This window comes from Clostridium sp. MT-14 (assembly GCF_042436595.1).
Classification (GTDB): domain Bacteria; phylum Bacillota; class Clostridia; order Clostridiales; family Clostridiaceae; genus Clostridium_B; species Clostridium_B aromativorans.
Genome location: NZ_JBHMIY010000012.1, coordinates 1 through 22,833, shown reverse-complemented (window position 1 = coordinate 22,833; position 22,833 = coordinate 1). Strand labels below are relative to the sequence as shown.

17 protein-coding genes are annotated in these 22,833 nt (G+C 35.0%); 6 read left to right on the top strand and 11 right to left on the bottom strand.

The genetic code is table 11. The features are described from left to right. Positions 1–51 precede the first annotated feature (51 nt). The 5 genes from ACFHWD_RS10180 to ACFHWD_RS10160 form a co-directional block, all read right to left on the bottom strand. Entirely contained in the window at positions 52–219 is a 168-nt protein-coding gene (locus tag ACFHWD_RS10180) for a hypothetical protein (RefSeq protein ID WP_229980961.1), read from the bottom strand. Continuing rightward, positions 216–1,481, bottom strand: coding sequence for a Ger(x)C family spore germination protein (locus ACFHWD_RS10175; RefSeq protein ID WP_378061727.1), 1,266 nt, complete (start codon positions 1,479–1,481; stop codon positions 216–218). The genes ACFHWD_RS10180 and ACFHWD_RS10175 overlap by 4 nt, the downstream gene beginning before the upstream one ends. Then, on the bottom strand, positions 1,465–2,571 hold the full coding sequence (locus tag ACFHWD_RS10170) for an endospore germination permease (RefSeq protein WP_229980957.1): 1,107 nt from the start codon (positions 2,569–2,571) through the stop codon (positions 1,465–1,467). The genes ACFHWD_RS10175 and ACFHWD_RS10170 overlap by 17 nt, the downstream gene beginning before the upstream one ends. Positions 2,572–2,586: 15 nt before the next feature. After that, positions 2,587–4,302: a spore germination protein gene (locus ACFHWD_RS10165; RefSeq protein WP_229980955.1), complete on the bottom strand. Its 1,716-nt coding sequence runs from the start codon at positions 4,300–4,302 to the stop codon at positions 2,587–2,589. Positions 4,303–4,379: 77 nt separating this feature from the next. Further along, positions 4,380–5,462: an endospore germination permease gene (locus ACFHWD_RS10160; protein ID WP_150355940.1), complete on the bottom strand. Its 1,083-nt coding sequence runs from the start codon at positions 5,460–5,462 to the stop codon at positions 4,380–4,382. Positions 5,463–5,562: 100 nt separating this feature from the next. Here ACFHWD_RS10160 and ACFHWD_RS10155 point away from each other — a divergent pair, with 100 nt between their 5' ends. The 3 genes from ACFHWD_RS10155 (at position 5,563) to ACFHWD_RS10145 (ending at position 9,078) form a co-directional block, all read left to right on the top strand. Continuing rightward, the gene (locus tag ACFHWD_RS10155; protein WP_378061724.1) at positions 5,563–6,963 is read left to right on the top strand and encodes a spore germination protein; all 1,401 of its coding nucleotides are present in this window, start codon (positions 5,563–5,565) and stop codon (positions 6,961–6,963) included. Continuing rightward, complete coding sequence (locus ACFHWD_RS10150; RefSeq protein WP_150355942.1) at positions 6,960–8,072, top strand: Ger(x)C family spore germination protein; 1,113 nt, start codon at positions 6,960–6,962, stop codon at positions 8,070–8,072. The genes ACFHWD_RS10155 and ACFHWD_RS10150 overlap by 4 nt, the downstream gene beginning before the upstream one ends. A gap of 151 nt (positions 8,073–8,223) precedes the next feature. Next, positions 8,224–9,078, top strand: a complete 855-nt coding sequence (locus ACFHWD_RS10145; RefSeq protein WP_150355943.1) for a S1 RNA-binding domain-containing protein — start codon at positions 8,224–8,226, stop codon at positions 9,076–9,078. A 44-nt stretch (positions 9,079–9,122) separates the two neighbouring features. On the opposite strand, the gene ACFHWD_RS10140 is transcribed toward ACFHWD_RS10145, so the two are convergent. Together ACFHWD_RS10140 and ACFHWD_RS10135 are read right to left on the bottom strand one after the other, a co-directional pair. Then, positions 9,123–10,295: a M20 family metallopeptidase gene (locus tag ACFHWD_RS10140; RefSeq protein WP_179976931.1), complete on the bottom strand. Its 1,173-nt coding sequence runs from the start codon at positions 10,293–10,295 to the stop codon at positions 9,123–9,125. Positions 10,296–10,328: 33 nt separating this feature from the next. Beyond that, positions 10,329–11,519, bottom strand: a complete 1,191-nt coding sequence (locus ACFHWD_RS10135; protein WP_150355945.1) for a hypothetical protein — start codon at positions 11,517–11,519, stop codon at positions 10,329–10,331. A 471-nt stretch (positions 11,520–11,990) separates the two neighbouring features. On the opposite strand from ACFHWD_RS10135, the gene ACFHWD_RS10130 reads away from it, so the two are divergent. Continuing rightward, positions 11,991–13,373: a sigma-54-dependent Fis family transcriptional regulator gene (locus ACFHWD_RS10130; protein ID WP_150355946.1), complete on the top strand. Its 1,383-nt coding sequence runs from the start codon at positions 11,991–11,993 to the stop codon at positions 13,371–13,373. A gap of 80 nt (positions 13,374–13,453) precedes the next feature. On the opposite strand, the gene ACFHWD_RS10125 is transcribed toward ACFHWD_RS10130, so the two are convergent. After that, positions 13,454–16,075 carry a calcium-translocating P-type ATPase, PMCA-type gene (locus ACFHWD_RS10125; RefSeq protein WP_378061720.1) on the bottom strand — a complete coding sequence of 874 codons (2,622 nt, stop codon included), beginning with the start codon at positions 16,073–16,075 and terminating at the stop codon, positions 13,454–13,456. A 218-nt stretch (positions 16,076–16,293) separates the two neighbouring features. On the opposite strand from ACFHWD_RS10125, the gene ACFHWD_RS10120 reads away from it, so the two are divergent. Further along, complete coding sequence (locus ACFHWD_RS10120; protein WP_150355948.1) at positions 16,294–16,716, top strand: YaaR family protein; 423 nt, start codon at positions 16,294–16,296, stop codon at positions 16,714–16,716. Between the two features lie 104 nt (positions 16,717–16,820). On the opposite strand, the gene ACFHWD_RS10115 is transcribed toward ACFHWD_RS10120, so the two are convergent. Further along, complete coding sequence (locus tag ACFHWD_RS10115) at positions 16,821–18,092, bottom strand: M14 family metallopeptidase (RefSeq protein WP_150355949.1); 1,272 nt, start codon at positions 18,090–18,092, stop codon at positions 16,821–16,823. A 76-nt stretch (positions 18,093–18,168) separates the two neighbouring features. Beyond that, positions 18,169–18,690 carry a gamma carbonic anhydrase family protein gene (locus ACFHWD_RS10110; protein WP_150355950.1) on the bottom strand — a complete coding sequence of 174 codons (522 nt, stop codon included), beginning with the start codon at positions 18,688–18,690 and terminating at the stop codon, positions 18,169–18,171. A gap of 331 nt (positions 18,691–19,021) precedes the next feature. Here ACFHWD_RS10110 and ACFHWD_RS10105 point away from each other — a divergent pair, with 331 nt between their 5' ends. Further along, positions 19,022–22,063 (top strand): vitamin B12-dependent ribonucleotide reductase, encoded by a 3,042-nt coding sequence (locus ACFHWD_RS10105; RefSeq protein ID WP_179976930.1) that lies wholly within the window; start codon positions 19,022–19,024, stop codon positions 22,061–22,063. Positions 22,064–22,090: 27 nt separating this feature from the next. Here the strand turns inward: ACFHWD_RS10105 and ACFHWD_RS10100 are convergent. Next, the coding region (locus ACFHWD_RS10100; protein ID WP_378061717.1) for a DUF1638 domain-containing protein at positions 22,091–22,833 on the bottom strand (743 nt) is incomplete at its 5' end.

The following is a 22,833-nucleotide window of genomic DNA, read 5'->3' as shown; positions in this document are numbered from 1 at the left end:
AAAATTTTTCAATTTAATACTATAATAACATTATAAATAATATAAGCTAAATTATCCATTGATTATAAGCATTATAATGGGAACTATAGTAGACACCAGAGCCAGAAGCCATACTCCAAAGGCCGCCAGTCTATTGTTTTCCCTTACCCATATGTAAATCCCATAACTTAATGTATAGTAGCCAGAACACAATATCAAAAAACACAGTATATATTTCATTTTTCCACCCTTCCTCCAGAATCCCATATATCCGACGTATAAAAGCCCGCTCCCATTCTTCTTACATTTACAGTTAAATTTACATTGATCTCTGCATCCTTATAGTGGCTCAGCCAGTTGTAATCCTCCCACTCCTGAATGGTTTTAAAATTGTCCACTACATGGTACCCAAATCCGAAAATATCAGATTCATATTCTTTTTGGGTTTTTTCAATGGTTTTATTTATGCCCTTAAGTAAAAAATCTTTTATCTGAGCATTTAAATCCTGTATCATATATAATTTTTCATAGGGGGTTTTATTGTTAATGGAAACTATATCTGCCTCCACTTTCAAATTCACATCGATTACAGGCTTCCCACCGCTGAAATGTGCTTTTACCTTAGGCTTTCTAGCCAATTTAATATAGGCCACGATAACAGTACTAGGTTTGTACTTGTCATTTATAGTTATGGTGGCACCCCTAAACTTACCTTCTACAAGAAGATAGTACCTGGTTTCATAGCTATCCAGGTAACCTACCATTTTATCCCCATTAAATACAGCTGTACCTGAAAGCTCCCTCTTAGCTGATCCCTTTCTTGGAATTTCTCCGGGTAGATACCCTTTACCTGTAATAGGCGGAATATCTTTTTGATTCTCTCCTTCTCCTATATTGCTATAATCATTTACACCGCCATAGGATGCAACAGGCTGTTTATACGATGAAAGAATACTCTGGTAAAAATCAAAAAATTGTTCCTCAGCGGAATAGGAATTATGCAGAGGCTGGGAAAAAAACAGTTCAACCATCTTGGGAAGGCTCTCTCCTATAATAGATAAATTTTCTCTGACAAAATTTTGGGCTTCACCTTTTACCACAGTAATAGCCACAGTATTTCTCATCTCCCTGTATCTCTGTATTCCTAAAATATATTTTTCTATCCCCTCCACTGCAATTTTTTCTGAAAATACAATGACTTTCAGATGTTTCAATGTGATTCTGCGGGATATTTCCTGTCCAAACATCTCCATGGACTCTATAATACTGGGAGCTTCTATAACAGCTATATTGGACTGCGTACGTTGAGTACCTTCCTGATTTCTGTTTGCTGCACCATATACAGAATACTGTATTGTAATTCTAAATTTGTTGTTGGCTCCCTTATCCACTCCCAGCATCACAGGGTAAACTTCATCATCAATTTCCACTGCATCATAGCAACCTGTAAGTACAGTAAAAAGCATAAGGAAGATCAAAAGCAAACTAATTTTTCTGTACATTTGAATTACCACCCTTTCTCTTTAATAGAATGGCTATGATAAGCACAGCAGTGGGTATAAAATAATTTATAAACATACTGTATTCACGGATTAATGCTAAATTTATGGATATCAGCTCCATTATATTTTTGGGGATAATTGCCACAACAAAAACCAGAAAGGCAAAGGGAAGCAAAAGGGGTTTATGGTCTTTTATATTGTATATTTTACAGTAAATACTTATACATATATAAAATGCTATAGCTGTAGTTATCATGGAAGGTATAACCCAGGTCATGAGAAATATTGTCTCCACTCTTTGAATAAATCTATTGAAATAAATTGTCTTTGAGAGTTCAAAAATACCAGATATATTTTCTTCTCCAAAAGCATAGTTGAAAGAGGCAAGGTAGAACATAAAGCAGAACATGAATACAATTCCAGAAAATATTATGCTTATAATACCTGCTTTTTTTATTTCTTTTAAATCTCTGAGGGAGTCTGTCACAACAAATAAAATTATAAATTCGCTGTAAGAAGAACTTCTCAAAAATTCGGACTTTAAAGTTTTGATAATGCCATATCCAAGGTAGGGCTTTAAATGATTAAAATTGTATATTGGATAGGCCATGGAAAACACCAGGACAAGGCCCAGTATAACGGGCACAAGGCAAATGCCGCACAACTGTCCAAGCCCTTTGAATCCAAAGTAGGTAATTAACATTGACACCAGTAGAATACATCCCATTATAAAGCTGGGAGGAGTCTGTGGCAGGTTGTATATCTTTATCATATCAACAAATTCCCTTAAATTAGATCCTGCATAAAAAACACAGTATGCGCAGAGTATCATTCCCAGTATCTTCCCCAAAAACTTGCCAACAACTTCATCAAATATCTGAATTAAATTCATTCCTGGAAATCTCTTCATAAGCATGTATATAATACAGAAAAACACCAGACTTATGATGCAGGAGCCTAGGGTTGAATACCAGGCTGCAGTTCCAACTCTCTGAACTATTGCAGCAGCACTGGAATAAAATATTTTATTTATAATAGCCAAGACTACAAGGGATACAGCTTGAAACAGCCCTATGTTACCTTCATTCATAAATCTCCACCTACTTCAAATATTTTTATCCTTCTTTTCAACATTGGCATCCTGATTCATCCAGCCTTTAGAATTCTCAGGCTGTCTTTTTGAGTCCATGGTATTTAATTCATCGGGCCTGAATTCCTGCTTCCAGATAGGGTAATTCAGAATAGTATCCTTGCTTTTATTTGTCTTAGGCGGAAAATTGGAGAGGAAAGGAACTCCGAAGGACTTTATATTGCCTAATATGGCTATATAAGCCACTATTCCAAGGCATACACCCAAAAGTCCCAGTATATATCCAAAAAAGATAAAGGACAATCTAATTATCCTGGTAGCATAGGTCAAGCTGAAATCAGGTATGGAATAATTTCCAAGTACTGTAAAGGAAATTACTATGATTAAAATAGGGCTTATTATGCTTGCCTGCACAGCTGCCTGACCTATTATAAGTGCACCTACTATACCTATGGTATTTCCCAAAATTCCCGGTATCCTTATACCGGCTTCTCTTATGAGTTCAAAGGAAATCTCCATAAATATAACTTCTACAATAGTGGGAAAGGGCACTTCTTCTCTCGTTCTGGCAATCGATATGAGAAGAGAAGAGGGGATCATCTCCTGATGATAGTTTATCAGTGCCACATACATCCCTGGAAGCAGCAGTGATACAAGTATTCCAAATATTCTAACAGCTCTCAGCAGAAAGCCATACTGCCATTTTAAAATATAATCTTCCGAAGTATGAAACAATGTGAAAAATGTAATCGGCAGAATGAGAACATAGGGGGTGCCATTTGAAATCAGCGCCACTCTTCCCTCCATAATATAATAGCATGTTCTGTCACTTCTCTCCGTAGACAGTACTGTGGGAACCAGAGACCAGGTGTTGTCTCCAATATATTCTCCGAGCATTCCCGTTCCAGATATAAAATCTGTCTTTATGCTGCTTATTCTTCTCTTTACTTCCTGTACTATTGCAGGGTTTACTATACCCTCTATGTACATAATTGCACATTCATTGTTATTGCTGTCCCCCACCCTGAGCTTTTCTGTAATCAGATCCTTATTTCTTATAAGTTTTCTTACAAGAGCTACATTAGTGGATAGATTTTCTGTAAAAGCTTCATAAGAACCCTTTACAGATCCCTCCGTCTGGGGCGTATTTACCTCTCTTTTTTCAAACCCCTTCGTGCCATAGGAGCCATAATAATCACATCCATCTATATACAGCACTGTATTACCTACAATTATCTGATATATGACATCTTTAAGTTTATTTACAGTTTTCATATAATTGATTTCAATTACATTATTTAAAATGAAATTTACCTCTTTTTGTTTTTTATCTGTATTCGAATCCTTATCTTCCTGATTCCCACTCTCATTTTCAATTCTATAATTTAGAAGAGGCCTCAATATGAAATTATTTACAATATTATTATCCACGGCACCATTCAAGTAAGCTATAAATGCATTATATCTTCCTGCAATCCTAATTCTTCTCACTATAATATCCTTGTTGACTGGATAGTGAAATTCCTGCTGAATAAATTCTACATTGGAATCAATATTCGATGAAATTTTGTCTTCATTATTCTGCTTGAGGCCATTTTTTATATTTAAAGAATTATAATCATAGCCTTTATTTCCTGAGTTTTCATTTATTTCAGGTATATAAAATTCCTGTACTTCCTTTTTATGTTTATATGTAATCAAAGAAGCCATACCTTTAAATATATTACCCATTATCATACCCTCCATTTAATTTACAATTTACAGTTCATAATGTACAATTAATGAAAATTTTCGGATAGAATTGAAAATTATTTTCCCGAAGATTTTAAATTAAACACAGTAAAAGCAACTAGGGGCAGTAGGAACAGTGCAGCTACACACACATATACATACAAATTCAGAAAACTAAAAAGTGTAAGTAAATTTTTTGAAGTCATATAGGATACCACATAAATGACAACAGTAAATACAATCAAAAATATATTGGGATTTACGACTTTATTTATTTTAAATTCTCTAAATATCAATACAAGGGCAAAAAATGTAGTTACATATTTTGAAAACCAGCCTGATATTACCTGAAATATCACATAGAATTCACCGCTGGCTATAAAGCCAAAGTACGATATGAGCTGAGTCTGGACCAATTTAGGATACACAATGGTATTTGCCCTCTCCACATTGAAAGTGGCAAGTACTCCCACTACAGCAACAATTATCATCTGAGCTACAAATAAATTACCCAAAAAAGAATATGTCCTAAGCCCCTTTTTAATATCCAGCTGACTCAAATAGGGCAGTGCTATAACAATGGAAGAATACATACCTATCGATTTCACAATGGATAAAAAAAAGTCAGCATTTATTCCATGTTCAAATATGGGGAACAATCTACCATAATCCTTAAATCTGGATGTCAAAATAGCCAGGTTTATTCCATTGAATACGGAAATAGCTATACACACCATGATAACTGCCATTACGGAATATCTACCCCTTTTTACGGTATAGAACCCCGGTATTACTACAAATAGCAGTATGTACCATACAGGACTTTCTATAAAAAAATTAGTATGTACTACATTTGCCTCTACAGAGGCACTCTCTATAAGAGATAAAAAAACCGCCGATGCAAATACGATTAAAAGCAGGTTTCCAAATAAATTTCCAAAAGAAGTAGTAAATATTTCATGCAAACTATAACAATTGTTTTTCAAACATATATTTATCAGGTAGTCAAAATAAATCAACATTATCATACAAGTTATTATAATAGCCACCCAGCTGTCTCTGCCGGACATGTTCATAAAAATTTGAGGATATGTTTTCAAACTGGATATTGACAGGGCAGACACTATGAAAAATATATGTTTAAAGCTGAATTTGCCCATAAATAATCTCCATTCACACTAAATTTTACATAAGAATATTATCTGCTAAACCATGAATGTTATTCAAGAAAATACAGATAATATAGCTGGTGATGAAAATATGAATGATTATTTAAATTATATAAACGAAAAATTAAAGAATAACTCTGATTTAAAACACCGTGAAATAAAATGCAGTAGGGGAATCATATATCTGTTATTTATAGACGACATGTGTGATTCAAAATTTATAAGCGAATATATAATAGCCCCTCTGATAAAAAACAGCAAATCCATCACTGACGTGGAAATGATAAAAGATCAGGTTCTCTACAGCAACTCCCTAGGTGATGTAAATTCCAAAGATGATGCACTACTGCACATTTTATCCGGTGACGTTATAATATTATCTGATTTTTATGGCAATGTCATATACTGTGAAGCCAAAGGATTCAACAAGAGAACTATAAACACCCCTTTAACTGAAACAGTGATAAAGGGCCCAAGAGAAGGCTTAACAGAAGCTTTAATGGACAATATATCTCTTATAAGGAGAAGAATAAAAAGCCCACAATTAAAAATAGAATACAAGATTGTAGGTAAAATTTCCAATACAACTGTAGTTTTTTTGTATCTCCAAGATCTGGTTTCACAAAAGGTAATAAAATACATCAATGATAAATTTTCAAAAATGAACATAGATTTTCTTCTCGATACAAATTATATAGAAGAACAGTTAAAAAATTCAGGAACTATTTTTGATACCATAGGTTATACTGAAAAAGCCGATACTGCAGCATCCAAGATACTACAGGGCAGGGTGCTTATTCTTGTAGACGGTACTCCCTTTGCCCTCAGCGCACCTTATTTCTTTATAGAAAATTTTCAGATGGCGGATGATTATTATCTGAATACTTACTACACAAGTATAGTCAGACTAATTAGAATTGCAGCTTTTGGGATTTCAGTATTTCTGCCAGGACTGTATATAGCACTTACAACCTATCATTTTTCACTTATACCTCTTATATTTGTATTCAGGCTCTCTTCATCCAGAGCAGACGTGCCCATTCCCACTGTTATAGAAGTTTATTTGATGTTGTTTTTCTTCCAGCTTCTAAGGGAAGCTGGAATACGGCTTCCCCAGCCCATAGGGCAGTCCATGAGTATAGTAGGAGCACTCATACTTGGCCAGACAGCAGTAAGCGCCGGCCTTACTTCCCAAAGTACGGTTATAATAGTGGCCATATCTGCCATATCTTCCTTTTTAACACCTAAATTATACGGTCCCATACTTGTATGGAGTTCTATAATACTGCTCCTGTGTTCTCTAATTGGTATGCTTGGATTCTTCATGGGATTGTTCGTAATGATATCGGATGTAGCATCTCTGGACAGCTGCGGCTACCCATACATTACCCCTATACTTACCAGAAAGAATTTAAGGTACAGGGATATTTTCCTCAGAGGAAAATTGACCAATATATCCAATAATAATTTTAACAAGGATGATAAGATATGAAAAAATTTCTCTGCTGCTTTCTAATAATATGTGCATCTTTCCTCACTGGATGCTTTAACTACAACGATATAGATAAGGTCATATTTGCAACAGCCTGTATAATAGATGTAGATAGCCAGGACAATCCCATAATTTATGTAGAAGCCTTCAAGCCTCAAAAAACTGTTACCAGTTCTTCTAACAGCGACCAGAGGATCCTCTTTAAAGGTTCAAGAAAAACTATGTTTGAAACCATAAGAGATATAAATCTATCTTCCAATTACAAATTAAATTACACTCAGAATATGGGAATTATATTTACTCAAAAAGCTGCAGAACGCAGCATGAAAGATTTTATAGATTTTTTTGAAAGGGATCAGGAATTTGTACTAAGGGCAAATATAGCTATTCTAAAGGGGTGTCCGGACAATTTTATCAATATGAAATTAAAGGGTCAGGAATATCTGGGGGTCTTTATTCATGACCTAATAAAGAACATACCCTCATCCTCCAGAGAAGTTATGACCAGCTTAAATGATTTTTTAAATGAAATGCATACTAAATCCAAGACATCTGTTATTCCCATGGTACAGATAAAACAGGATCAACCCGAAAATAGAATAGAAATAGGAGACGGGGCCATAATCACCAATTACAAAATGGTGGACACATTGAGAAGAGAAACTGCACTGGGCTATAATTTTATGTTGAATAATATAAACGGAGGCTCCATGGAAGTCACAAATCCGGATATTTCCTCCAAATATATAGGACTGGAAATACTAAAAAATACCACAAAAACAAAAATGTATTACGATGGTAAAAAATTAGTAGTAAAAAAAATAATAAACACAAAAGCAAGCATATCCGAAGCACAAAATAAACTCAACTTAAATCAAGCCTCCATAAAAGCAATAGAGGCAAATGCGGAAAGGAACATAATTTATGCCTGTGACGATATATTTAAACAATATAAGGATAAAAATTTGGATATATTTCATATAACGGAAGACTTTCAAAGAAGATATCCTAGAGAAAATTCAGATAACATATTTCAAAAAAGCCAGCTCAAAATGGACGTACACGTTTCAATAGAAGGCTCTTCCCTTAAAACAAATTTTGGAGGTTAGTTTTCTGGCATCATTGCGAATAATAGTATATAATGATTTTTGAATACAATAAAAATCATATTCAAATATCAAAGTTCAATATTGTAAATTGCAAACTGTGCATCGTTTAAGTTTGCACTTTGTACTTTGAAAAAGCTAGGAGTGAAATAAAATGGTATCGTTAGGGAAATTCAATCTCTTAAAAATAGCCCGGAAAACCAAGTTCGGATATTATCTGGATGCCAAAACAGGCAGTATCAGGGATGACATACTTCTTCCAAATAAAAATACCCTGGGAAAAGAACTTTCCATAGGGGATGAGCTAAATGCCTTTATATATAAGGATTCAAAAGACAAAATAATTGCTACTCTTAAATCACCACTGGCTCAGGTAGGAGAAATTGCACTGCTAAAAACAGTATCGCAAGTCAGCTTCGGCTATTTCATAGGCATAGGCCTGGAAAGGGATGTGCTGGTTCCAATATCAGAACAAAAGTATAAACTCATTCTGGGAAAATGCTATCCCTTTTACCTCTATCTGGATAAGACAAATAGAATAGCTGCAACTACAGACATAGACAGATATCTTTTAGAAGTGGAGGAGGAAAATGAAAAATACAATATAGGTGCAGAGGTAAAGGGCATTGTCTATGGTTTCCAGACAAACAACAGTGCCATGGTGGTAATTGATAAAAAATATAAGGGTGTTATATTAAGAAATGAATATTTTACAAAGCTAAATATCGGCGATGAACTCAATTTGAGAATAAAAAGGATTTACGAAGATGGTAAACTGGGACTTACGCCCAGGAAAACTCCAAAGTACGAGAGGTTATCCCTGGAGGATACAATACTGGATTACCTAAAATCACACGGCGGGTTTATGCCCTATAATGACAAAAGTTCTCCTGAAGATATAAAAACCACATTTCATGAAAGTAAAAATTATTTTAAAAACGCCCTGGGAGGACTTATGAAGAGAAATTTAATTTTTCAGGATGAAAATGGAACAAAACTCATTAAGTAAAAGCTGTATGCGATTCATTTCAGAATTGCATACAGCTTTTCAAACTAGGAAAGAAAATCAAGAGCTACTTGAGTATAAGCTGCTGTCCCTATGGGAAGGGCATCTTCATCCACATTAAAATAATTGGAATGATGAGAGTAGTTGCATCCCTTCTCCTCGTTTCTTCCACCAAGGAGCATCAATGAACCCGGAATTTCCTCCAGATATTCAGAAAAATCCTCTGAGCCCATTATTCTGTCTATACTTATGACTCCATCTTCACCCATAAACTTTTTTATGGAATTTATGGCCGCTCTAGTGTGTTTGGGTTCATTATCAGTCACAGCACATTTAAAAGTATAATTAAATTCATAATCACATCCATATGCTTCACAGGTGTTTTTAATTATTCTCTCCATCCATTTTGGAAGTTCCTTTCTAACATTAGCATTGAAAGTTCTGTTCATACCTTCCATTTCAGTGGTACCGGGAGTTACATTAAATCTCTCTCCGCCTCTTATAGTTCCTATATTTATTACTATTGGACTTCTTACATCATTCACCCTGCTCACTATAGTCTGTATACCCTGAATTATTGCAGAAGCGCATGTTATGGAATCCACTCCCTGCCATGGAGAAGAACCATGACAAGATTTACCAAGCACTTTTAATTTCCAGATATCTGCACTCGCCATAATTGGCCCTTCCTGTAATGACACTTTATTTATGGATATATCAGACCATACATGCATACCAAAAATATAGTCCACATCTGGATTTTTAAGGGCTCCCCCCTGCACCATCTGCTTTGCTCCTTCCGCAATTTCTTCTGCAGGCTGAAATAAAAATTTAACAGTACCCTTTAATTCATCCTTTTTCTCAGACAATAGTTTTGCTGCTCCTAAAAGCATAGAAGCATGGAAATCATGCCCACAGGCATGCATATAACCTATATTTTCCGATGAAAACGGAAGACCTGTCTTTTCAGTTACAGATAATGCATCTATATCTGCCCTGAGTGCAATAACCTTACCTTTTGAACTTCCTTCTAGAATGCCAACTATTCCTGTTTCTCCAATATGATCCACTTTAATCCCCATGTCAATTAAATTTTTAGTAATTATTTTGGATGTCCTGTACTCTTTAAGCGACTGTTCAGGATGTCTGTGAAAATCTCTTCTTAAATCCACCAACCAATCTTTAATATTTTTTGCCCTCTCCAACACGTCATTCCCCATATAAATAAGCGCCTCCTAATTTTAATAAATAATTTATAATAGCTTAAGGAATATACTAGCTATGACTACAGATGCAATAGATACTGTCATAAAACCACCTACCAGCATTCTAGGAAGCAATATGTCTATCAGATAATTTTTTTCTTCCTCTGTACTGCCCACAGATTTACAGACTTCCGTAGTTATAACATAATCCGCCGGAAAGCCGAAAAGTGCTGTAAGTGCACAGGCAAAAGCCATTTCTTTTGAAAATCCAAGAGGTCTACCCACGAGCATTGACATTATAAACATACCCAGAATTCCCAAAATTATAAGTACAATTATCGGTCCTATTATTCCTAAAAGCTGTGCTGGTGTAACACTGGACAGCTGCGAAAATACATAGGCCAGAAGTCCCAATATAAGCCAGTTAAAAACCCCTGCTTTGACAAGAGACTGTTCTTCCAGAAAACCCAGTTCACAAAAAACAACTCCAAGTATGAGACATATCACATACTGATTCACTGCCCCGCCAGTTAAATTAGACAGCCATCCCGCAAGCATGGATACCAGTATTACTTTAAAAAGTATCATTGGAGAGCTCTGATAAGCTTTCGGAAGTGCAGGTATGAGCTTTTTCCTCTCACTTTCTTCCTGAAACATACTTCCTTCTTTTAGAACTTTTGGATCAGGACCATTTTCTCTAAAGTCCTTTATAACTCTCTTTCCCTCTTTTTTTAAACACCAGGAGGTAATAGGATATCCAAAAAAGCTGTGGGTTATAAACATAGCTATTGGAAGTACTGCAAGAGCAGTAATACCTTGAGCCTTCAATCCCTCAGACATAAGTAATGCTGCCACTATTCCCCCAGTAAGAGGTGGTGTTGCAGCCACAACTGTGTGCCAATCGAACAGCAATAGTCCTACAGTCATAGTCAAAGCCATAATTCCACACACTCCACAGACTGCAACCACTACCGCCTTCCACTGACTTATCAGTTTTCTCAAACTCATAAGAGTACCTAGATGTACAAGAAGAAGTCCCATAGCAATCTGTATAAACTCTTTACCAAAAGATGCCCGTACAACTACATCCTTTGGTGCAAATGTCCAAAATGCTATTAAAAATAAAACAGCCGAGATAAATACTGAAGGAACATAGGCCTTCGTTTTTTCTGATACAACTTCCCCTATTAGTAAAAATGCCATTACTACGAGGAAACATTCAACAGATGTAAATTGCATTAACTTCACCCCTTTTTAAATTACAGAAAATTATTTCAGTATTTTTATTAGTAGCATTTACCATGCCAATAAAAACCTTATTGGCAATTATGAAATTTATCATTCATATAAATAGTATATTAAACTATAGTATTCATATATACATTCCATTAAATATTTTCATTTAGTAAAATACTATATAAACTCCTGCTTGTAAACATATAACCTCGATAAAATCATCACATAAAATTTTAATTTTCTGATTCATAATTTATTTTACTTTACATTTTAAAAATATAGATATTAAATATTCATTTAAAGTCGACATTATATTTGTATAAAAGATCTTTTTCACGGTGTTATGATCTTTCGTATTGAAATCATGTGCATCAATATGTTACAATTTTAGGGTAACATATTGATACATTTTGTAATTGCAACAGCAAAATTTATTGTACACTCAAAAAAGGTAAGGTGATGACATTTTAAATTATGAACGATAAAATTTCCAGAATAGAATTAAAACAGTATATAAGTAACATAAATCACATGATATTTTACAATATTTCACTTCCAGTTATATTTGTAGATGCCAAATGCAATATATTAGATGTAAATCCTGCTTTTACAAAATTTTTTCAAATTACACTTAAAGATTTGGAGGATTCCCAAGTAGAAAATATCATTCCCAATTCCAAACTTCCAGATGTAATTAAGACAGGAATCCCTGAAAATGAGAAGATATATAAATTTAATGATAAAACGAAAGTTATCATTCACAGTATTCCTCTTTTATACGGAAATCAATTAATAGGAGGAATGAGCTTATTTACATCTGAGTCCTTTGATAATACAGATATGGCCAATAAATTCAATAGTATAAATGCATCATTTCATGCAAAATATAATTTCAATGATATTTTAGTAAACTCCACTAGCGGAAAAAAGTGTAAAAAAATGGCAGAAAAGTTTGCTCTTTCTAATTTTACTGTACTTATAACCGGTGAAAGCGGTGTTGGTAAAGAAATGTTTGCCCATGCTATTCATAATAAAAGCAAAAGACGACTTAATCCATTCGTAAAAGTAAATTGTGCCGCAATACCAGAAAATCTTGCAGAATCAGAATTGTTTGGATATGACAGCGGCTCTTTTACCGGAGCTTCAAAAGAGGGTAAATGCGGAAAATTTGAACTGGCAAATGGCGGAACTATATTTCTGGATGAAATAGGGGATATACCATTAGTTCTTCAAGCAAAACTACTTAGAGTTTTACAGGAAAACGAAGTAGAACGTATAGGCAGTAATAAAATAATAAATATAGATGTAAGGGTAATAGCTGCCACCAACTGCGATTTGAAGAAAAAAGTACTTCAGGGTACTTTCAGAAAGGATTTGTTTTACAGGCTTAATTTTTTAAATCTTGAAATTCCTCCTCTCAGGGAGCGTAAGGGGGATATAGACATTTTGGTAGAATCTATACAAAATAGATTCTACCAAAAATACAACATAAAAAAATATTTTCCCGACAATATATTAAAAGTTCTATCCTCCTATGACTGGCCCGGTAATATAAGAGAATTGACAAATATATTGGGAAGGATAATGGTAACTTCCAAAAATAAAGTTATAACCATGGATGATTTACCTGAATTTTTATTAGAAGACAACCATCAAAATGATCTCAACGAAAATAATAAAGATAAACTTCTAAAAAATTCCATCCATGAAACTGAAAGTAAATTGATAATGAATACATTGATAAAAAATAATTTTAACAAATCGAAAACAGCGGAAACTTTAGGAATTCCAAGAATGACACTTTATAGGAAACTAAAAAAATTATTTCCCAGTGAAAATAGCTCACATTTTATCTGATGGTTACCATTGCTTATTCAATTTAAATGGAGATTTTCGTTTTTGTCCGAAAATCTCCATTTAACATTCATTTCCCACTATTAACTTTTAACTATCCTGTTCCAGAGTATTTTTACAGTTTCATTCACAATAAGAGGTATTATGGATAACAAAAGTACAAACAGCCAGTCATTCAAGGTGAGCCTAAACACTTTGAATACAGATGCCAAAAATGGCACTGTGATCACTATATTCTGAAGTATTATTCCAAGTACTATCGCACCAATCAAATACTTATTGGTAAAAATTCCAACCTGGAACATGGATTTTTCACTATGCCTTATACTCAAGGTATAAAAAAGCTGAGACACACTCAATACCACAAAAGACATAGTCTGGGCATGCATAAGAGAATTTGGATATATTCTGGTACCTACATAAAAAGCACTCAGCGTGATTATACCTATCAAAATACCGTTGCCTATTAAAAGTGCCCCATTTTTTCCTGAAAATAGTCCCTCTTTCGCATTACGAGGTTTTTCTTTCATTATATCCGGATCATCAGGATCCACTCCCAGGGCCAGTGCTGGAAGGCTGTCTGTTATAAGATTCACCCATAAAAGGTGAATGGGTCTTAATATCGAAGGCCACCCCAGAACTATGCCAATAAACAGAGCTATTATCTCTCCTATATTGCAGGAAAGAAGAAATACTATGGATTTCCTTATATTATTGTATATATTTCTTCCCTCTTTTACCGCTTCCACAATAGTTGAAAAATTGTCATCAGTCAATATCATATCCGAGGCATCTTTAGCCACATCAGTTCCCGTAATTCCCATAGCTACACCTATATCTGCAGTTTTTAACGAAGGTGCATCATTCACACCATCTCCAGTCATGGAAACTATATTTCCCTTTTTCTTCAATGTCTTTACAATTTTCACTTTGTGTTCAGGTGATACTCTGGCAAAAACTCTCAAATGGTCAATTTTGTCTTCGGCATCCTCTTCAGATAATTTATCAAATTCATATCCCAGTATGACCTGAGAGGAATCCTTTGCTATTCCAAGCTCTTTTGCTATGGCAAAGGCTGTATTCTTATGATCTCCAGTAATCATAACCGTCCTTATACCTGATTTTCTACATTCTTCTATGGAATTTTCAACATTTTCTCTTGGAGGATCTATCATTCCAACCAGACCGACAAAAGTCAAACCTCTTTCCATAGAATCAATTTCAATTTCAGTTGAATCCACCCTTTTAAAAGCTGCCGCAAGTACCCTAAGGGCATCTTTCGACATGCTGTCAGAAGCATCCATTATTTTTGATTTCAGCTCTTCAGTAAGTGGAACTATATTATCATTTACATATATACTGTTACACAGCTTAATTAAATTATCCACAGCCCCTTTTGTAATTATATCGTACTTATCACCGAATTTATTCAAAGTAGTCATAAGCTTTCTGTCCGAATCAAAGGGTATCTCATTTGCCCTGGGATGTAACTTATTTTCATCTTCCTTGTATAAATCAAATTTAGCTCCTAATTCAAGTAGTGCAATTTCAGTTGGATCTCCGGTTTTGGAATCTGCAGAATAAGTAGCATCATTACAGAGCATCATATCTTTTACAAGAGCGGAATGAACTTTGTTTTTCACATCCAGACCTGAAATATCATTCAAAATGCCATCAGCATAAAATTTCGTTACAGTCATTTTATTCTGTGTTAAAGTCCCAGTTTTATCGGAACATATTATATTTACGGAGCCTAAGGTTTCTATGGCAGGTAATTTCCTGACTATGGCATTCTTCTTTATCATTCTCTGGACTCCCACTGCAAGAACTATGGTAACCATGGCAGGTAATCCCTCCGGAACAGCAGCCACTGCCAGACTTATGGCTGTCAGAAACATTTCAAATAAATCCCTTTTTTGAATCACTGCCACACCAAACATGAGAACACATATTATAAGTACTGCGAAACCAAGTGCCTTACCAAGCTGTGCAAGTTTCACCTGAAGAGGAGTCAGATTTTTTTCATCCTCATCAAGCATTTTTGCTATCTTCCCTATCTCAGTATTCATGCCTGTGGCTACAGCAACACCTACACCTCTTCCATAAGTTACCATAGTTGACATAAAAGCCATATTTTGCTGATCTCCAAGAGATATATTCTCACCTTCTAAGACATTCTCTGCATATTTTTCAGAAGGTACTGATTCACCGGTTAGAGCTGATTCCTCTATCTTAAGGTTGGCAGTTTCAATTAACCTTAAATCGCAGGGGACGTACTTGCCAGCCTCCAAAATCACTATATCTCCTATTACTACCTCTTCGGAAGCTATTTCCTGAATACTCCCATCTCTTTTCACAAGTGCTTTGGGAAAAGAAAGCTTTTTTAAGGATTCAAGTGCTCTTTCAGCTCTTGATTCCTGAATCAATCCTATTATGGCATTTAATATAACTACAATTACTATAATAACTGCATCACTTACTTCTCCAAGTAAAGCGGAAATTACGGCCGCTGCCAGCAATATATATATCAACACGTCATTTATCTGTTCAAACAAAAGTCTTAAAACAGATTTTTTTTTCTTCCCTGCCAATTTATTGGGACCATATTTATCTTTTCTAATTAAAGCTTCCCTTGAACTCAGTCCATTTATCCTATCCGTATTGAATTCTTTTATTATTTCATTTGAACTTTTCTCAAACCACATAAAATCACCTACCCAAGTTTTATTTTTTGAAAACACTGTAATCTTATACATATTAAATAGCCATTATCACTGTTATATAAAAATTCTATAGTCAATTATATATTTAGCTGTGAGTTATGATAAAATTATACTATATTTTTGCCAAGATATTATATATAATAAAGTTGAGAGACAATATTCAGTTTTAAATTTTTAAATAAAAAATATGGAGGTGCTTTATGGAAATTTCTAGAATTGGAAGAGCTTCTTCTCCTTCCTCAAACAACAAAAATATAAAAGTAAAAAAAGATTTTTCCCAAAGCTTCAACTCTCAGATGGAAAAAAAATCAGAAGAGCAGCTTAAAAATATGTTTGATGAAATCAAAAAAAGAGGAAACAGATTATCTATAACAAAATGCTATTCAGATGTTAAAATTTATAAAAAGATAATAAAAGAATATTTGGAATCCGTTTTAAAATATATGTACAATGTAAAAAAAGATATAAGTTTTTGGCAGACACAGTACTTTATAACAGTGGATACTATAGATAAGAAATTAGAAGAGCTCACTGAGGCTCTTATAAACGATCAAAAATCAAATCTGGATGTGGCCGCTACTATAGATGACATAAGCGGCCTTCTGGTAGACATATATAAATAGAGTCACTAGTCCAGAGTTCAGAGCTTCAGATAATCTTTTTATATTAATACCAGAAGATCTAAAACCATCCACTGCCCTTAACTCTTTACTATTTAATAAAATTGCTATATAACTGAAGCTAGAAGAAGAAGTTCTTCATTTTCATTGTATATTTGATCAAACTGATTTATAGGGAGAGGATTAATCCCTCTACCCACTTCTATAGTAAAGCCAGGCTTTCCGTGATCCTGTATAAACCAATCCTTGTATCCCGAATAGGATGCTATACCAGTAGTTTCTTCCAGCCTGTATCCGCTCACTTCAGAGAACAACTCTGCTATTCTCCTCGACTCTGGAGGAGTCAAAGCATTATATTGCCAGTAAATAACCTGTCCCTGACTGTGATACGCCAGTACCAACCTAAAATCATGATTATTTGTGAAATTGACCATTGTCCTGGTTTCTGGCTCTGATTCAGCATAAGGCCCTGAATATCTGGTAGGTCCTGGACCGTACACACCGTAGGAAGGCTCGGATTCCTTTGAGAGCTGCCAGTTTGCATTATAATTATGATTGAGATCAACTCCCCTGTTATTTGCTTCCCAATCTCTAGAAAAATCAGCACTACCTCTATTCCACCTTATAAGCTCATAATAATAGGGGTTATCTCTAGCTAATCCATTCAAAACAAGATCTACTCCATCAGGGTTAACCATAGGAACTATATATATACTGCTCCTGCTCCATATATCTCCTATATTATATCCTCTTATATTTTCCCCTTCCGAATAGGCTCTGGCAAAATTTTCTATAAACTTCATTAAAAGAGGTGTTGTTATCCACTCCAAAGCATGGTGGGAACCATTATAAGATACTTGATTACCCCCTACCCCAAGTCTCACATAATGCAGCTGCCTTCCAAGAACACTTTCACCAGCACTACCTACAGTTATAAAGGGATATCTACCTTTAAGCCCCATAAGATCTGTCTCCAGTACATCATAAGTATAATATATGTTTGTATCCACCACATCTGTGCTGTAGGGCACTTTAATTGTATTCCCCGGAATTAGGCCCAAGGGCTCTATGAGTGGATTGGCCGTTATTATTTTATAAACCTGAGTTCCATATTTTCTACTTATGCCGTATAACGTATCCCCTGGCTTAATAATATAATTGTCATATCCCAATATAAAGCTATGCAGTACCCTATAAGTGTCCGGCCCTATTATTCCGTCCTGTATCAGTCCATTATTTCTCTGAAAATTTCTGACAGCCTGTTCAGTTTGTATACCATATATTCCATCTATAGGTCCAGGATCGTAGCCTATCTTTTTCAAAGTTGCCTGTATCTGCATTACCTGGCTTCCTCTAGAACCCAATTTGAAGTTCGGCATTATACACTCTCCAAATATTATTGACACTATATTCTATACTTTATTTATAAAATAAGTGATATATATTTTACGCAATTTACTCCCTAATAACATATTGCTTATAGTTTTCGGCCTCTATGATATAGCCTTTTGCAGAATTTCTAAGGAATTCTTTCTCCTCTTCTGTAAGCTCTCTCACAACTTTTGCGGGAGAACCCATGCACATCACTCCAGAAGGTATTTTTTTATTCTTAGTTACAAGGCTTCCTGCTCCTATAATAGTATATTCACCTATCTCTGCATTATCTAATATTATGGAACCCATACCAATTAAAGAGTATTTTCCAACTTTGCCTCCGTGTATTATCGCATTATGCCCTACAGTAACATATTCTCCTATTTCTATAGGATTCATCCCCTCACTAGTATGAAAAGTGCAATTATCCTGTACATTGCTTCCCTTTCCCACATATATATAATTTACATCACCTCTTAGCACAGCTCCAAACCATATATTTGCATCTTCATAAATTTTAACTTTTCCTATAATCTCTGCATTGTCTGCTATAAAGCAGTTTTTTCCTATTTCCGGCATGTAATTTTTAAATTTTCTTATCATATGACTTAATCTCCTTCGTCTTGTATAAACTATATTCTGATATTAATTATAAACTATTTTTAGTTAAACGTTAAAATGATCCATAAGTTTATTTATAATAATAAAACTAAAATAACCTCATAAAATACAATCTATTTAAAAATCACAGTGGAAAATGACATATAATATAAATTGAACTTTTATGAAATATATAATATAATAAATAAGCACTATATATAGTACTTATTTATCTTAATTAATACTATATATAGTAGTTATTTTTTTAATACACACACAAGATATATAATTTTAACACAATGAGCTCATATATTAAATTGGAGGTAGGTTGTAATTGGATAGTATAAAGGACTTGTTTAAAAGATATTATACAAAATCTCTTGAAAATGACAGTAATAAAACCGTATATGATCTATTCAAATGGAAAAAAACAGATGTATTTTTAAAAGATCATAAGACCCACAAAGTTTTGGTAGACATGAAAAATCTAGAATTTCCAGAACAGTATTCTCAAAATGCCTGTGACATAATAGCTTCTAAATATTTTAGAAAAGCTGGCGTTCCAGGAAAACTAGGTTATGAGAACAGTATGAAATCCGTCGCCCATAGAATGGTAAGTTTCTGGTGTGAATCTTTAAAAGACGAGGGGCTTATAAAGACAGAAAAAGAAGGTTCTATTTTTTATGATGAATGTGTATATGCACTTTTAAATCAAATGTACGCCCCTAACTCCCCTCAATGGTTTAATACGGGGCTTAAACTGTCCTATGGTATAAGCGGTGTAAAACAGGGAAGTTACTATTTCGATGACACGCTGGGCAAAGTAATGGAATGTGAAGACAGCTATACTAGAACCCAGGCTTCTGCATGTTTTATACTATCTATCGAAGATAAACTTTTAGGTCCGCATTCCATATCAGATCAATTCGTAACAGAGACAAAACTATTTAAGGGCGGTTCAGGAACTGGTACCAATTTTTCTACTATAAGGGCAAAGGGTGAAAAATTATCCGGAGGCGGTTCTTCCTCAGGGCTCATGAGTTTCTTAAAGGCATTGGACAGAAATGCAGGAGCTATCAAATCAGGAGGTACTACAAGAAGAGCTGCCAAAATGGTATGTTTGGATGTAAATCATCCTGAGATCATGGATTTTATAACCTGGAAATCAAAGGAAGAAGATAAAGTGAGAGCCCTCGGCAAAATGGGATATGATACAGATTTAGACGGTGAGGCTTATGAAACTGTCTCAGGACAAAACAGCAATAATTCTGTAAGATTTTCAAACAGCTTTATGTCCAAAGTCGATAGATTAAAGGTAAATCCTGATGAAATAATCAATCTCACGGGTAGAATTGATCCCAAAATTACAAAAACAGTAAAAGTAAAAGAAATCTGGGACACCTTTAATACCTGTGCCTGGAAATGTGCAGATCCAGCTCCCCAATTCAGTGACACTTTCAACGCCTGGCACACATGTCCTGCAGGAGAAGACGGAAAGGTAAATGCAGCCTATAATATGATTAATTCCACGAATCCCTGTGGTGAGTATGCCTTTTTGGATGATACTTCCTGCAATTTGGCATCCATAAATATATACAGATTTTACAATGCAAATAAAAATACCTTTGACCTGAAAGGATATTTACATATAATTGGTTTAGTCCAGCTGATTCTCGAATCCTCTATACATTGGGGACAGTTTCCCACCGCAGATATAGCTAGGAAAACCCACCTCTTCAGAACTACAGGCCTCGGTATATCAAATATAGCATCATTATTCATGGTCATGGGTTATCCTTATGATTCAAATGAGGCTAGAACATTGGCAGCCTCGCTGGTAGGAATACTTACAGGTCAATCCTATTATGTATCCTCTCTAATAGCAAAAGAGATAGGCCCTTTTGAAAAGTTTCAAATAAATAAACCGTATATGATGAGAGTAATGAGGAATCATGCCCGGGCAGCTTCCATAAACATGGAGTCACTTTCAAAAAGCATGGGATACAACTTTTCGAATGAATTTGAAGGATTAAATTATACTCCCTTGAAAGTAGAGCATGAACTCTTAAAGAAAGAAAATTTATCATATATAGGGGATACATTAAAAAACTGCTGGATAAATGCTCTTAAAAGCGGAGACAAATTTGGCTACAGAAATGCCCAGGTTACAGTCATAGCTCCTACAGGTACTATATCCTTTGCCATGGACTGCGGTGCTACTTCAATAGAGCCATTTTTCAGCCATATTGTCTACAAGAAATTATCCGGCGGCGGATTTATGACAATTATAAACCCGGTAATAACTCTAGCATTAAAAAAACTGGGTTATGCCAAAGAACAGATAGAGGATATATTGTCCTATGTACTTGAAAAGGAAACTATAACCAAAGACGATTTCACTTATGAAAAGATACTAGATGGAAAAATAGAAGGAGCTCCACACTTAAAAGATGAACACCTTGCTATATTCGACACGTCAAATAAATGCGGCAGCGGCGAAAGATATATCGATCCCATGGGACACGTAAAGATGGTGGCTTCTATAACCCCACTTATATCCGGTTCAGTGTCGAAAACTGTGAACTTACCTAAAAGCGCCTCCATACAGGATTTTAAGGATGTAATTTTATCCTCCTGGAAACTGGGCATCAAGGGCATTACCCTATATAGGGATTCTTCTAAAGCAGCCCAGCCTCTGAATACAAATTTATCTGCTTCAGACAATATAAAACTTGAAGATTTAACTTATAAGCAGCTTTTAATCAGAGCCAAAAGTCTACAAAAAGGAGTAAAATATTCAAAGCGTGATAAACTCATAGGAATCCGCAGGGGAACCACCCATCCTGCACAAATAGATGACGTAAAAATATACACTACCGTAAACAGATCCTCAAATGGAGATATATCTGAAATATATATAACTACAGACAGAGAGGGTACTATAATAATGGGGCTTTTAAATTCCCTATCCAAGGCAATATCAGTGATGCTCCAATACCATGTTCCACCCCAGGATATATCCAGAATGCTGCGCGGTCAAAAATATGAGCCCTATGGATTTGTCCAAAAGCATCCTTATATAAAATACGTATCCTCTATATCAGATCTCATAAGTAAAATAATAGATATAGAACTTGGAGATTTTTCCCGATGCCAGGTTAAACCTGAAAATTATGATAAGGACAGCTTGATTTTAGGCAGCTCCTCCACTGAATTAAATTCCGGTAAAATCAGTACCACTGAAATCAAGACAAAAAAAATAGACGGTGAAAGAATATATGGTTCAACCTGTCCTAATTGTTCCAGCACCAGAATGGTTAGAAACGGAACCTGCATGGTTTGTCTGGACTGTGGTTCCACTACTGGCTGCAGTTAAGCAGCCAGTATTTCTACTATCAGCTGCTTATAGTTTACTGTCAATTGTACACTGAGCATTCTTTGAAAGCTGCCCATCCACATCATAAATATGTTCCATTGTAACAGTTTCACCTGGATTTATAGTTATGAACTCCCTGGGATCCCATGGTCCCGTCAGAAGCTTCTTGATGTATTCAATTGTTCCCGGTAAAACTTCGTATTGTAATTTCAATTCACTCGCTATCTTTTTCGTTTTTTCCAGGTAGTTTTCAAGTTCATAGGCTCCGGTTTTTATAACCCCTAATTTCTGGTAATGCTTGAAAACTATACTGTAAATTTTTTCTGCCTTTTCCCTTCCATAGCGCTTCACCGCTTCTTGATACTCAATCCATATATTCCTCTCAGATTCCAGCCAGCCTTTAGTCAAAAAATAGGTTCCGCCATCACCAGACAGCTCATTACGTCTTTTGCAGGATCCCAGAAGCAGTGTAATGCAATCGTCCACCCGTGGAAAAATCATGCGGTATGTTGGAGGTTTAAGCCCAATTATGGCATTTCCACAGTATCCAAAGGCCAAAATAACCTGCTCCACATTGGATATATGATCCAGTTCACACTGAAGACACTCTTTTAGAGAATCAGGTTGTAGATGAAGACCAGATTTTATCCATAATACCGGATAATTACACCCAATCTCACCTATTGCTTTATTCAATTCATCTTCAATAGTTTGACAAGCTACGATCAAGGTATTCATTTTAAATATCCCCCTTTTCCAACTATTTACTT

Excerpts from the sequence above, each read along its gene's own strand:
- ACFHWD_RS10145 (WP_150355943.1), top strand. The coding sequence starts at position 8,224 with ATGGTATCGTTAGGGAAATTCAATCTCTTAAAAATAGCCCGGAAAACC.
- ACFHWD_RS10160 (WP_150355940.1), bottom strand. The coding sequence starts at position 5,462 with ATGGGCAAATTCAGCTTTAAACATATATTTTTCATAGTGTCTGCCCTG.
- ACFHWD_RS10125 (WP_378061720.1), bottom strand. The coding sequence starts at position 16,075 with ATGTGGTTTGAGAAAAGTTCAAATGAAATAATAAAAGAATTCAATACG.
- ACFHWD_RS10180 (WP_229980961.1), bottom strand. The coding sequence starts at position 219 with ATGAAATATATACTGTGTTTTTTGATATTGTGTTCTGGCTACTATACA.
- ACFHWD_RS10150 (WP_150355942.1), top strand. The coding sequence starts at position 6,960 with ATGAAAAAATTTCTCTGCTGCTTTCTAATAATATGTGCATCTTTCCTC.
- ACFHWD_RS10155 (WP_378061724.1), top strand. The coding sequence starts at position 5,563 with ATGAATGATTATTTAAATTATATAAACGAAAAATTAAAGAATAACTCT.
- ACFHWD_RS10130 (WP_150355946.1), top strand. The coding sequence starts at position 11,991 with ATGAACGATAAAATTTCCAGAATAGAATTAAAACAGTATATAAGTAAC.
- ACFHWD_RS10165 (WP_229980955.1), bottom strand. The coding sequence starts at position 4,302 with ATGGGTAATATATTTAAAGGTATGGCTTCTTTGATTACATATAAACAT.
- ACFHWD_RS10110 (WP_150355950.1), bottom strand. The coding sequence starts at position 18,690 with ATGATAAGAAAATTTAAAAATTACATGCCGGAAATAGGAAAAAACTGC.
- ACFHWD_RS10115 (WP_150355949.1), bottom strand. The coding sequence starts at position 18,092 with ATGCCGAACTTCAAATTGGGTTCTAGAGGAAGCCAGGTAATGCAGATA.
- ACFHWD_RS10135 (WP_150355945.1), bottom strand. The coding sequence starts at position 11,519 with ATGCAATTTACATCTGTTGAATGTTTCCTCGTAGTAATGGCATTTTTA.
- ACFHWD_RS10170 (WP_229980957.1), bottom strand. The coding sequence starts at position 2,571 with ATGAATGAAGGTAACATAGGGCTGTTTCAAGCTGTATCCCTTGTAGTC.
- ACFHWD_RS10120 (WP_150355948.1), top strand. The coding sequence starts at position 16,294 with ATGGAAATTTCTAGAATTGGAAGAGCTTCTTCTCCTTCCTCAAACAAC.
- ACFHWD_RS10140 (WP_179976931.1), bottom strand. The coding sequence starts at position 10,295 with ATGGGGAATGACGTGTTGGAGAGGGCAAAAAATATTAAAGATTGGTTG.
- ACFHWD_RS10175 (WP_378061727.1), bottom strand. The coding sequence starts at position 1,481 with ATGTACAGAAAAATTAGTTTGCTTTTGATCTTCCTTATGCTTTTTACT.